The sequence below is a fragment of the Bremerella sp. JC817 genome (assembly GCF_040718835.1).
Lineage (GTDB): Bacteria > Planctomycetota > Planctomycetia > Pirellulales > Pirellulaceae > Bremerella.
This window is the reverse complement of sequence record NZ_JBFEFG010000281.1, coordinates 1,002,301-1,015,281: the sequence shown is the minus strand read 5'-3', so window position 1 is coordinate 1,015,281 and position 12,981 is coordinate 1,002,301. Positions and strand designations below refer to the sequence as shown.

Sequence of the window (12,981 nt, the reverse complement as noted above, 5' to 3'; positions counted from 1 at the left end):
CAGAAGGCAACCTGGCCGTTGCCAATTCAAACGCACCGTGAAATTGGGCAAGTAAGCGGCCGGGGGGATGATAGGCACGCGATTCGCTGTAGAAAGATTTAGACATTGCAAGCCCCATTCCAAGGAGCAATCCCATGCCAGGCTGGACCGACAAAGACGATCGGCAATACGAAGCGATCCGCGACAGCAATCTTGAACGTGGAATGAAGAAAGAGCGTGCGAAAGAAGTTGCCGCGAGAACGGTCAACAAGCAGCGACGCGAAAAAGGGGAAACGCCGAACAAGCGGACGCAAGGAACCGGCAATCCCCATTCTTCGCTCGAAAGTCGTACGAAGGACGAGCTTTATAACATTGCCCAGAAGATGAGTATCCGCGGCCGGAGCAAGATGTCCAAGCCGCAGTTGATCGATGCGATCCGTGATCGCCGTTAGCGAAGAACGTCTCCTTCGACGCTCAGCAGTTGCGAGTTTGGTGCCGAGTTGCCGAACACGTCGTATTGGTCGAACTGCCAGACAACCTTCTTGGTCTTCGGATCGACTTCGACCAGCAGAGGGTTGCCGGGACCAGCATGGCAGTTGCCAATCACGTAGTGACCATTTGGCAACACTTCCAAGGTGGTTACCCAAGCGAGCGTGATACCGGGCAGATCGTTCTGGGCGATCTTCCAGACCATTTCCTTCTCTGGCGTCACTTCGATCACACTGTGCCCGTTGCCGGTTGCAATCAGCGTGTTGCCATTCTTCAAGCGAATCGCCGCGAAGGCCTTGTTGCCGAAGGCTTCAGGACCGTGTCCGTTGCGAGCTTCCTGATCGAACATCGGCACTTCGTATTCCCACACCACCTTGCCGCTTTTGCCGTCGTATTCACGAATGAAGCCGTCGTTCTCGTGAGCGACCAGGTAGTTACCGTTTTCAAGCTTCCGAACCAGACGGGTATCGGAGTGAGGGTGCGGATTGTTCAGCTTCAATGGCATCTCTTTAACAATCTTGCCGCCGCGAGTGATCTCGATGAGCCGGCCTGCACCTGACTCGGCAATCATCACGTTGCCATTTTCCAGCGGTTGGAAGGCGTGGACTTCGATCCGTTTTCCTTCGTTGCCATTCATCTTCGCCGAGTCGTACGACCAGACCACCTTCTTAGTTTCCGGATCGATCTCGGCGATTTTGGCGCCACCTTGCTGCACCATGATGTGACCGTTGTCGAGCACATGGATATCGTGGATGCCTCCCCATGGCATCTCCCACTCGATCTTGCCGTCGGTGTCGACAATCGCCAGCTTGTTATTTCCTTGAATCACGAGGCGAAAGGGACCGGCGATCGCCAACGAGGGAATCGTGATCAACGTCAGCAGGAATAAAAGCGACCAGAAGCGTAGCATGGGCGGCTCTCCGAGAGGGGCAAGATTAGATGGGGAAAGGATGGACTCAATTTGAGTATAGGCGAGCCAATTCAATAGCCAATCGCGCGGTCTAGTTGCCCAGGAATTTGAGAGATCTTTCCTCGAGAAAATTTGCGGAATATTGGTCGGATTGAGAGACTTTGCGATTCCTGCCGCCTCGAATAAGGTTGGTGGGTGCAGAAATGATCCTAAGTCTTGTAATCACAAAGGAATAGGAGGCAACTTGCAGTGCTCGCGGGGGTCTGCGACAATGAAGCACCTAAAGCCCGAGCATCTTTAATCGGGGGATTAGGTTCGGCTTTGTTGTAGACGGCGGCATTTTATTGCGGTTCGATGCAAATCTGCTTACCCCTGCAGGGCGTCCGTGGGGATTTTCCGCGTAAGTCTTTTACCCATCCGGAAACGACTGAACACCTATGGGACAAGCTGAATCGACCGAAAACAATCCTGGCGGTCGAGGACATAACAACCCGAAACATCCACTTTCTGTTGTGGGGATCGGTGCATCTTCTGGTGGGCTGGAAGCTCTGAAGAAGTTCTTCGCTGCGGTAACTGACCATCGAGGGATGGCCTTTGTGATCGTTCAGCATCTGATGCCCGATCACGATAGTTTGCTGCCCGAGATTTTAACCAAACATACCGAATTGCCCGTTACCACGGTGACTAACGGTATGCTGGTTGAGGCAGATACCGTCTACGTGGCGCCGCCTGGCCAGGATGTTTCTTTGCGTGATGGGGTGTTGTTCGTCACTCCGTCGTCCGAGTCGCGTGGATGGCGTCATCCAATCGACTACTTCTTTCGGAGCCTGGCTCGCGACCAGCGACAAAACGCCGTTGCGGTTGTGTTATCGGGGAATGGAAGCGACGGCACGCTCGGTATTCGCGAGATCAAAGAATGTGGCGGCATGGTCATGGTTCAGCATCCGCACGAAGCGGGCCATGACTCGATGCCACTCAACGCGATGGAGACCGGTCAGGCAGACTATGTTCAGCCGGTTCAAGAGCTCGTCAAATCGCTGGAAAGTTACGTCGATCACAATTCGCTCTTCGACGATTCCTCCGTCGATCCACTTCGGTTCCACGAAGAACTCTCTGAGATCCAGTACCTCCTTCAATTCCATGCCGAGTACGACTTTCGCAACTACAAACACACCACCTTGCTACGTCGTGTACAACGACGCATGGGTTTGGCTGGCGTTGCGAACTTGAAAGAATATGTTCATCGGCTCAAAGACCGTCCGCACGAAATCGAAGCGCTCGCCCAGGACCTGTTGATCTGCGTCACGCAGTTCTTGCGGAACCAGGAAGTATGGGATGTTCTGGCCGAAGAAGTCCTGCCGAAGTTGATTAACGATCGGCGTCCGGAAAACCCGATTCGCATCTGGATCCCAGGCTGCGCGACGGGTGAAGAAGCCTACACGATGGCGATGCTTCTGTGCGATGCGATCGGCGACCGACGCGATATTCGCACGCAGATTTTCGCAACGGATATCAGCAACCATGCGTTAAAGACGGCCCGCGCTGGTTGGTACCCCGAGACCATCGCTGCCGATATCAAGCCGGAATGGGGACGCAAGTATTTCACGATCGATGCCGACGGTTACCGCGTTACCAAGGCGATTCGGGAAATGGTCGTCTTCGCGTCGCACGATTTGAAGGGAGACCCTTCTTTCTTCCGACTCGATCTAATTAGTTGTCGAAACCTGTTGATCTACCTCGAGCCAGAAGCCCAGACTCAGATTTTGCGAAAGTTTCACTTCGCACTGAATCCGAGCGCGTACCTGATGCTGGGTAACTCCGAGACCGCCGGGCGATTTGAAGAAGGGTTTGATCCGGTCGACTCGCGGGTACGAATCTATCGCCGCGTCAACGAGGCCGGCGTTGTCAGTCCCGTTGTGCACACCACGCCTAAGCCGCAGCGTGTTTCGTTTTCTCGGCAGCGATTTCCCCGTCCGGCACCTCCCAGTTTGCGAGAGATTGCGGCGGAGATGTTCTGGAAGACGACCCAGTCGGTCGTACTGGTTCTGAACGACAAGCTTCAGCCAATTTACGTTGGCGGAAGTGGCGAACGGTTCCTGAAGATTCCTGAAGGCGAGCAGCGGTACACGGTCTATGAACTGGTTCGACCAGGGCTGCATTTGAAACTGAGGGCCGCGATCGGACGCCTCGATAACGCCAGCGAGGCACGTTTCGATCGAGCGAAGGTGACCCAGTCGGACGGATCGTTAATTGATGTCCGGGGTGTCGTACGGACGATGGCCGACCCCGAGAGTCATCAACGGCTGATGTACATTCACCTGGAAGAAGATCGCGTGCCGCGCGACTTCGAGACGAGTCAATTGCCGGCTGAGCGAGGTGAAAGTTCGGGGTTGGTCAACGGCGATTCTCAAGAGGAATTGGTTACTAATCTTGAGCGTGAGTTGCTTGAGACACGAGAAGAGCTTAGCCATACGATCGAACAACTCGAACAAGCCAACGAAGAACTTCGCGCATCGCACGAAGAAGCGATGAGCGTTAACGAGGAACTACAGTCAGGCACCGAAGAACTGGAGGCCTCACGAGAAGAGCTGCAGTCGCTTAACGAAGAGTTGACGACGCTCAACGTTCAGCTGGAAGACAAACTATCGGAGTTAGAGTCGACTAACAACGATCTCGATAACCTGATTTCGAGCACGCGCATCGCCGTGGTGTTTCTCGATACCGAATTCCGCGTGCGAAACTTCACTCCGGAAGCGATCGAGCTTTTCAGTTTGATTCGCACCGACATTGGTCGCCCGATCAGTGACTTGGTTCATAAGTTCTCCGATGGTTCGTTCTTAAACGATGCCCGCGAAGTCTTAAAGCTGCTTGCTCCGGTCGAACGCGAAGTGATCGCTGAGGGAAATCGCCGGTTCCTGCGACGGTTGCTGCCGTATCGAACGCACGACAACCGGATCGAGGGGGTCGTGGCGACGTTCCAGGACATTACCCAACTCAAGGATATCCAGGATCAACTGTCGCTACAGCGCGAGCAACTCTCGCTGGTTGCGGACGCGATGCCGGTGTTGATTGCTTATATCGACAAAGATTTGCGTTATCAGTTTGCCAATGCCAGCTATGAAAGGTGGTTTGGCATCTCGATCGACGATGTCCTTGGCAAACCAGTTTGGGACGTCGTTGGTCAGCAAGCGTATGAGGTAGCCCGCGAGAAGATCGAAATGGTGATGAGTGGCGAACGGGTTTCGTGGGAGGGAGAACTACCTTTTCGGCATGGTCCCGCACGATTCGTTCATGTCGAATATATTCCTCACCTCGATAGCGAGTCGACCGTTATTGGTTACTACGCCCTGATCCAAGATATTTCGGAACGCTATCAAGCCGAGAGAGCGTTGCAGATTAGTGAGACACGTTTCCGTGATCTGGCCGACAATATCGTGCAATTGGCTTGGACCTGTGACGAGCTGCCCAATGTGACGTGGTATAACCGCCGCTGGTATGAATTCACTGGTGCCGATTTCGAGAGTGCCCAAGACACCGGTTGGGCCGAATCACATCATCCAGACCATATCGAACGGGTCTTCGCGAAGCTCGCGGAAGCAGCCCGCAATGAAACCGTTTGGGAAGATACGTTCCCGCTGCGACGCCACGATGGTGTTTATCGGTGGTTCCTGTCGCGAGCAGTCCCGATTCGAGATAAAGATGAGAAAGTTGTTCGCTGGTTTGGTACCAACACCGACATCACCGAACAGATGGAACTGGAACAGGCACTCAAAGACGCCGACCGTCGCAAAGACGAGTTCCTCGCCATGCTGGCTCACGAGCTTCGTAATCCTTTGGCACCGATCCGAAGCGGTATCGATCTTCTGTTGATGGACTCCCAGGTACCTCAAGAACCGTTGAACGTGATGGAAGAGCAAGTCCGTCATCTCGTTCGCCTGGTCGACGACCTGCTGGATGTTTCGCGAATCACGCGTGGCAAGGTTGATTTGCGTTTGGAAGTTGTTCCACTGCAACAGATTTTGAAGATGGCGATCGGAACGATTCAGCCGATGGCTGAACAAAAGAATATTTCGATATCGGTAAGAATGGCGGAAGACCCCGTCTGGTTGGAAGCCGATCCAGTACGACTGGCCCAGGTTTTTGAAAACCTGGTGATCAACGGCGTGAAGTACACGCAGGAAGGTGGCTCGATCGAAGTCACCGTCACTCGGGAAGAAGAATCCGTATCGATCTCGTTCCGTGATAACGGCATCGGTATCGACGAAGACCTGATGCCACGCGTTTTCGAGTTGTTCGCACAGTCGTCTCGATCGTCGGACCGGGCTCCGGGCGGGCTTGGGATTGGGTTGACGATCGTGAAGAGCTTGATTGAGTTGCATCATGGTTCTGTCGCCGTGACCAGTGATGGTCAGCACAAGGGAAGCGAATTCACTGTATCGCTACCCATATTGCCGGAAGGCCCCGGGGAAATTATCGAGATGCCGAAATTGGAACTGCATGGAAGCCACAAAATCTTAATTGTCGACGACAACAAGAGTGCCCGTCACCTGTTGTCGCGTCTGGTCGCCGCTTTGGGGAACCATGAAATCGAAACGGCAGGCAGTGGCATGGAAGCGTTAGAAAGCGTCCCCGCGTTTCAACCGCGGATTGTCATGCTCGATATCGGACTGCCCATGATGGATGGGTACGAAGTGGCTCGCCGTATTCGCGAGAGCGACCCAGAGCGAACCATCTTGCTGGTTGCCGTGACAGGCTATGGTCAAGACGAAGACCGGTTGCATTCGGAGGCCGCAGGTTTCGATCTCCACATGGTGAAGCCTGTGGGCATTGAAGACCTTCGCCAACTCCTCAGCCATCCCAAGCTGAGAGAAGAGTAACGAGCGTCACGCCTTCCAAGACAAAGACATGACGCCCGTAATGTGTTGGGCGATGCGGCAGAAAAGGTGGACTGGCGGAACGGACCCTCGTGGGAATCTCGAAAGACCGTCGAAGCGTGTCGATTTGCCGCAGATCGATCACGCCGGGGAAGGCAATCAGGGCGATCACCAGGATGGCATCGCCGTTGGTTTGAAACGAAGCGACGAACGATTCTTCTATCGTCGCAGCGAAGCGACGAATTCGTGGGCTGCATCATCCGGCACCATGACCGGAGTTCGCAGCGAGACCGCCTCATCCTCAGGCTTTCGCACCAACTCGGCGACCGATTCAATAATCAGGTCAGGCTGGTAAGGATGCTTGGGAATATCTTCCAGCTTCGTCCCGCCGGAGAGAACCAGAATGGTCTGGTAACCCATCTGAACGCCACCCAGGATGTCGGTCTCCATGGTGTCGCCAATCATCACGGTCTCGGAAGTTTCCAAGCCGATCTCTTTGCGAGCCATTCGCATCATCAATGGGCTTGGCTTGCCGATGCTTAAAGCTTTGCGTCCGGTTGCCTTCTCGAGGAAAGCAATCGTTGCCCCTGCACCAGGACGGGTGCCCCGCGAAGTCGGGCAGTTGGGATCATCGTTGGTGGCGATCAGCTTGGCACCGTCGAGGATCATCTGGGTAGCCGTTTCGACCATGTCCCAGTTCAGCGTTCGCCCTTCACCCACGACGACGAAATCGGGATCGTGGTCGACCACCGAGAAGCCGTTTTGATGCAGTGCGTTCAGCAGACCACCTTCGCCCAAGACGTAAGCGGTACCGTTAGGTTTCTGGCTGGCCAGGAATCGAGCCGTTGCCATCGCACAGGTAAAGACGTGGCGTTCTTCCACATCGATGCCCATCCGAGACAATTTGGTCACCACATCGCGTCGCGTGCGCTGACTGTTGTTGGTCAAAAACAGAAACGGAGTGTCGTCGTCGCGGAGTTGACGGATAAACTGGTCCGCCCCAGGGATCAGCTGGCTGCCGCGATACATGACGCCATCCATGTCGATCAAAAATCCCTTGCTCATCTCTTGCCTCTCGAAGGTAAACGTCTCGATGTTGCTGTCCGCTCCCGAGGGAAGGCAGCAATCGATAAAACTCAATTCAGTTCCACATGAAGCGTTGGCAAGGTCCGTGCCAAGTTCTGTTAAGGGAAGATTCATTTCTGGCCAATTCAACAGAATGCGGAGAAACGGCGTCGCAGTAGATAATAGTGGAAGAGAATACCCCGCTGCGAAAAAACTACTCTTTGCCAAATAACTTAGTTGTCGCCATTGCTAAAGCGCTGCGCGGCGCCGCTGCTGAAGGAGGCAGCAGCCTCGCGAGCTTTGCGCTCAACGGCCTACTCACTCTAGGGATGTAAGACCGAATATCGCAAAAGTCGCGTTCTATTCGACGAGAAGTCATAACGAATGGATAAGAAACCCCTGAGCAATCGGTGCTCAGTTGCTTAGAGATACTACGCGGAAAAGGAAGATTGCGTAGGCTTGTCCGTAAGATTTATTTCTCAGGAAACCAGACTTCCAGTTCCGGGTAATGGGTCTGCATGAACTGGAGTGCTAGCCAGGTATGGCAGTGCCGCACATCAGGGTTCTTTTGCGTCGGGCAACTACACCCCAGATAAACGTCTTCCTGCAGGGCCAGCTCGGCAAGTTGATCGAAGCCTGCCCGATCGTCCGTGAATCGTTGATCTAGCAGAACGAGATAGTCACGACGAAACCGCGCGAAGTGATCGTCACCAGTCTGACCGAGATACGCCTCGACCATTTCCTGCGTCGGCCGCAAAATATGCCGCGTACGATAGCGAGTGTCTTGCCGCACACCTTCCGGAAGCGGACCAGCATCAGCGGGGCGACGTCGATAGATCGTATAACGAGAGAGCATGGTAGATTGCGACGTTTGGGGTAAGCATGGGGAAGAACCGTTTCATGCTACCACCGTTGGGGGCCCGGTCGCCAGTTCTCTCCGCGCCTGAAAGAAGCCTGCTGCTTCCAGCGAAACAGCAGGCTTAAAACTACAACAGGTTGATGACTCGGTCGGCCAGGCCCTTTTCGCCGAGCACAATGTTCATCTTGCCCGCCACAGCGATCTTTTCGAGAACCTCCAGTTCTCGCAGACGCATCAGCGTTGGGCTATCAGCCAGCAGCTTGGCAGTGTTGGCCTGACTCCGGATCGCCGCCGTCTCCTCACGACGCGCGATCAGGTTGGCTTCGGCCGCCTTCTTGGCTTCCGTTACCTTGTTCATCAGGTTCTTCATCTCGCCTGGCAGAATCACGTCGCGGATACCTACGCTGAGGATCTCCAGGCCGAGTTCTCCGGCGTGACGTCGCACGGCAGCTTCGAGTTCTTCCGCGACCGCATCCTTGTCGGTCAGAAAGTTATCGAGTTCGCGTGCGCCAACCACGCTTCGCAGCGCCAGCTGGGCATCGCGGTATAGCGATTGTCGGACGTCACTGGTCGTCGTTACCGCCTTCACGGCATCGACCACCTTGTACGTCACGACCGCGTTCATACGCAGCGAAACCTTGTCGAACGTCATGATGTCCTGGCCAACGATGTCGACCATGGTTTCCCGCAGGTCGACTTCGACGATCCGAGCATCTGCTGGACCACGCCAGAACGCGTAGGTGCCTGGGCTCAGCGTTTCCACAAAGCGACCGTTGAGGAACAGGACGCCGACGCATTCACGCTCGACGTCACAGATATCCAATTGAACACGAGCCGTCGCATCGCGAGCGATCGTCTTCAAGTCGGCATGCACGAAACGAACGTCGCGGGCATCGAACGTTTCGACATTCACGTTGCGAATCTTCGTCCACAGCGCGTACAGGCCTGGGCCGAGCACGCGGCTGAAACGACCGTCGATCCATACAATGGCACGTTCGTGTTGCTTCAAGTCAACGACAATCGCGCGGTCTTGCAATGCACCCGACTGAACGATGAGGTCCAACTGGTTATGGGTGATGTAGGGATCACGCTGCGAACAGACATCGAGGCGAATCTTGCCCAGGGGATCCATTAAGAAGTGCTTGCCTGGATCAAGGATCTGCGCGAAGTCTCCGTCGCGGAATAGCAGTCCCAGTTCGTGGCGGTGAATCTTAATTTGCTTGAAGAACAACATGTTGCACCTCCTCGCGGTACAACCGAACGAAAAATATCGGATTGAAATAAGGCGTGGGTGATGCCACGCGCACAATGTTGAGTTTTAAAAATGACACCTTTGGCAAACGGACGTTCGCTTAGGTCCCAACAAATCACGCGGAGCGAGTCATGAACGGCCATCGTCCTGGGCGAACTTGGGTTGCAATCGTCGGGAGGCAGACATCTGCGATGCCTGCCTTGCCTGACGAAATTCGCCGTCGTTCGGCACCAGGTCTGGTGACGGTTCATCGAAACGCTGCAAGGCGCTACGATGCTGGTGCTTCGGACAACACGGGCAGCATCGGTCTGATCGACGTCGCCGAAACGAAATCGATCGAACTTCCGCCAACACCGGTTCGCCGAAGCGGACCTGGCGACCGCCCGCTTACCGCTGGCGATCAATGGTGGAGGCTTTCGCCCCCGGTGGAAGCTGGTGGCTTCAAACCAGCTAGCTGGTTGGATGGACAGGAGTCGAACCTGCAACAATCAGTTTTCTAAACTGATGCTCTTACCGTTGAGCTACCATCAAACGAGTTCACGATTCAGAAACCGTAACACGGAATCCTGGTTGCCAACCTGTGTTTGCATGGGCACCAGGACCGCCGGACGTGAACTCGGTCGAACCTTATTAAGGCGATTCCACAGGAGTCGAACCTGACTGGTCACCATCCAAAGGAAGGTGACTTGCACCCCGAGGTTTCGGAATCGCGTAGAAAGAGTGGACACCTCCCCACCAGCGTGGTTCACCTTGGGCGGAAAATTCGATCTGGAAATCCTTGGGATGCGAGGTGCCGTGAGCCGAGATGAACAGCTCGAGAATCTTGTTATGCGGGGGAAATTGCCGTGAAGAGAGCCTTGCTAGGCCTTTTGCGAATCGACAAGATTCGCGACGATAGGGGGAATACCTGGGAATCACTTTCGTTTCCCGTCGAATTCGTTCCTCCTCGTGCCAGGCTGCCTGATTCAGGCCATCCACTGCAATGCCGCTGATTACGCTGAAAAACGTACGTCATTCGTACCACGATCGTCCTCTCTTCACCGATGTGAACCTGGTGCTGGAACCAGGTCAGCGTGTCTGTTTGATGGGGCGAAACGGTGCCGGGAAGTCGACCCTGCTGAAGATTCTGGCGGGCGAAGTCACACCGGACGAGGGTGAAGTTGCCTTGGCCACCGGTCTGACGCGGGCTCAGATGGCCCAGACCGTGCCAACCGACGATCGAGGAACCGTCTTTGACGTGGTGGCTGACGGCGTCGGGGAAATGGCAGCGATCCTGCGCGAATACCATGCCCTGACCCATCAACTAGCCGAGAACGCCAGCGATGACGTGGCTCGCCGAATCGATGAACTGCAGCACGAGATCGATACCCAGGATGGCTGGAATCTGCAAAACCAGATCGAGCAAACCTTGACTCGGACCGGGCTCGACGGTGATTTGATTTTTCAAAAGCTGTCGGCCGGGATGAAACGTCGCGTTCTTCTGGCGCGGGCGCTGGTCAATGAACCAGACTTGTTGCTGCTCGACGAACCGACGAACCATTTAGACATCGACTCGATCATCTGGCTCGAAAAGCTGCTGATGGGAATTTCATCGTCGATCATCTTCGTAACGCACGACCGGGCGTTCGCGCGGAAGCTGGCAACTCGTGTCGTTGATGTCGATCGAGGTCGCGTTACCAGTTGGGCTTGTGGTTACGACGAATACTTGAAACGCAAAGCGGCGGCACTCGATGCCGAAGAAAAAGAACAGGCCCTGTTCGACAAGAAACTGGCAATCGAGGAAACCTGGATTCGTCAGGGAATTAAAGCTAGGCGAACCCGCAACGAAGGTCGCGTCCGCGCGTTAAAAGCGATGCGCGAAGAGTACCGCGATCGCCGAAAGCACGTCGGCAGCGTCAAGATGGAAGCCCACGTTGGGGATCGTTCCGGGCAACTCGTTTTCAAGGCCGACAGTCTGTCCCATCGGTTTGGCGATTTGCGAATCGTGAACGACTTCTCGACTGCGATCATGCGGGGAGACAAAGTCGGCGTGATTGGCCGCAACGGGATTGGCAAGTCGACGCTGCTGCGGATCTTGCTGGGGCAATTGAAGCCAGACGGAGGCGAAGTTAAGGTCGGCACCAATGTGCAGATCGCTTACTTCGATCAGCTTCAAGCCCGACTCGACCCGGACCAAACGCTTCGCGAGAACATCGGCGAAGGAAACGAATTTGTCCAGGTAAACGGCAAGTCGAAACACGTCGTGGGCTACCTTCAGGAGTTTCTGTTTACGCCTGAACAAGCCAATCGGGCAATCAAGTTCTTAAGCGGTGGCGAACGCAACCGGCTTCTGCTGGCGCAATTGTTTGCCAAGCCATCTAACGTGTTGGTCCTCGACGAACCTACGAACGATCTTGATTCCGACACAATGGAACTGCTGGAAGATCTGGTGGTCAATTACCCAGGTACGATGCTGGTGGTGAGCCACGATCGCGAGTTCTTGAACAACGTGGTGACCAGTACGATCTCGTTCGAGGGGAATGGTATCGTGCTGGAATACGCCGGTGGCTACGACGACTATCTGATTCAGCACAAGAAGGATAGCACGCCACCGTTCGAGCCGCCGAAGACCGAAGCCAAGCCAGCGGTCGTGGTTGCCGAGAAGCCTGCTCCCGAGAAGAAACCGGCCGATAAGCCGCGGGGCCGCAAACTGAGCTACAAAGAGCAACGTGAACTCGACAGCTTGCCAGAGAAAATCGAATCGCTGGAAGCGGAGCAGGAAAAAATTCAGGCCAAGATGGCTGACCCTGGCTTCTATCAAAAGCCCCAGGACGAGATCAAGCAAGTCACCCAGCGGCTCGAATCGATTGGCGACGAACTTCTGATGGCACTGGAACGCTGGGAAGAGCTTGCCACCATTCAGGAAGGCAGCTAACGGCTCAGCAGAAAGATGCCGAGCATCACGATCCATACGACATCCAGGAAGTGCCAATACATGGCACAGATGTCGACGCCCCAGTGCTTCTCGTGATCGTAGTAGTGGCGGCGCGCTCGCATGACGACGCCACTCAAGAACGACATGCCGCCTACCACGTGCAAGGCATGCACCAGCACCAGAAAGAACATCAAAGCGAACTGCTTGGTCGTTCCATCTTCTAACGCTTCCATGTGCAGCTCGAGCAGGGCATGTAGGCCAACCGTCTGGAAGCCGAGGAACACCAGCGATAATGCCGCAGCGGAATACAGCCAGCGGCGGAAGGGACCCTGGCGTTCGCGTCGAACATTCACGACTGCCTTATGCATCGCAAAGCTGACCAGGAACATGCAAAGCGTGCTTAGCAGGAGGCTAGGGGGGAACGACTTCAGCGGAATCGCCGGAGCCTTCGAGGCGATCCGGATGATTCCGTAGGCCACCATGCCTGACAGAAAGAATGCTGTTAGCGATGCCGTGAACAGGTAGAACCCGAATTTAGCCTGATATTCATCGCGGCGCATGACAATCGGGGAGAAAGAATTCCTGAGCATCGCAGGGACCAGAGTCGAGGCCGATGGAAACGATGACGCCCATCGGCCT

General features: G+C 55.0%; 8 protein-coding genes and 1 tRNA gene. 3 read left to right on the top strand and 6 right to left on the bottom strand.

Features of this window, described 5'->3' with window-relative positions:
* Window positions 1-134 precede the first annotated feature (134 nt).
* Complete coding sequence (locus tag AB1L30_RS27165; RefSeq protein WP_367017748.1) at window positions 135-431, top strand: Rho termination factor N-terminal domain-containing protein; 297 nt, start codon at window positions 135-137, stop codon at window positions 429-431.
* Here the strand turns inward: AB1L30_RS27165 and AB1L30_RS27160 are convergent.
* Window positions 428-1,378: a PQQ-binding-like beta-propeller repeat protein gene (locus AB1L30_RS27160; protein WP_367017746.1), complete on the bottom strand. Its 951-nt coding sequence runs from the start codon at window positions 1,376-1,378 to the stop codon at window positions 428-430. The genes AB1L30_RS27165 and AB1L30_RS27160 overlap by 4 nt on opposite strands.
* Window positions 1,379-1,815: 437 nt before the next feature.
* Here AB1L30_RS27160 and AB1L30_RS27155 point away from each other — a divergent pair, with 437 nt between their 5' ends.
* Entirely contained in the window at window positions 1,816-6,255 is a 4,440-nt protein-coding gene (locus tag AB1L30_RS27155) for a chemotaxis protein CheB (protein WP_367017745.1), read from the top strand.
* Window positions 6,256-6,471: 216 nt separating this feature from the next.
* Here the strand turns inward: AB1L30_RS27155 and AB1L30_RS27150 are convergent, their stop codons facing one another.
* The 4 genes from AB1L30_RS27150 to AB1L30_RS27135 all read right to left on the bottom strand — a co-directional run bounded on the left by AB1L30_RS27150 (window position 6,472) and on the right by AB1L30_RS27135 (window position 9,959).
* The gene (locus AB1L30_RS27150; RefSeq protein ID WP_367017743.1) at window positions 6,472-7,317 is read right to left on the bottom strand and encodes a TIGR01457 family HAD-type hydrolase; all 846 of its coding nucleotides are present in this window, start codon (window positions 7,315-7,317) and stop codon (window positions 6,472-6,474) included.
* A 472-nt stretch (window positions 7,318-7,789) separates the two neighbouring features.
* A complete protein-coding gene (locus AB1L30_RS27145; RefSeq protein ID WP_367017741.1) occupies window positions 7,790-8,173 on the bottom strand; it encodes a hypothetical protein in 384 nt (127 codons plus the stop codon).
* A 130-nt stretch (window positions 8,174-8,303) separates the two neighbouring features.
* Entirely contained in the window at window positions 8,304-9,410 is a 1,107-nt protein-coding gene (locus AB1L30_RS27140) for a slipin family protein (protein ID WP_367017739.1), read from the bottom strand.
* A gap of 473 nt (window positions 9,411-9,883) precedes the next feature.
* Window positions 9,884-9,959: transfer RNA gene (locus AB1L30_RS27135), tRNA-Ser, on the bottom strand.
* 451 nt (window positions 9,960-10,410) lie between these two features.
* On the opposite strand from AB1L30_RS27135, the gene AB1L30_RS27130 reads away from it, so the two are divergent.
* A complete protein-coding gene (locus tag AB1L30_RS27130; RefSeq protein ID WP_367017737.1) occupies window positions 10,411-12,342 on the top strand; it encodes an ATP-binding cassette domain-containing protein in 1,932 nt (643 codons plus the stop codon).
* Here AB1L30_RS27130 and AB1L30_RS27125 read toward each other — a convergent pair.
* On the bottom strand, window positions 12,339-12,902 hold the full coding sequence (locus AB1L30_RS27125) for a cytochrome c oxidase subunit 3 (RefSeq protein ID WP_367017735.1): 564 nt from the start codon (window positions 12,900-12,902) through the stop codon (window positions 12,339-12,341). The two genes, AB1L30_RS27130 and AB1L30_RS27125, sit on opposite strands and share 4 nt — an antisense overlap.
* Window positions 12,903-12,981: the final 79 nt, after the last annotated feature.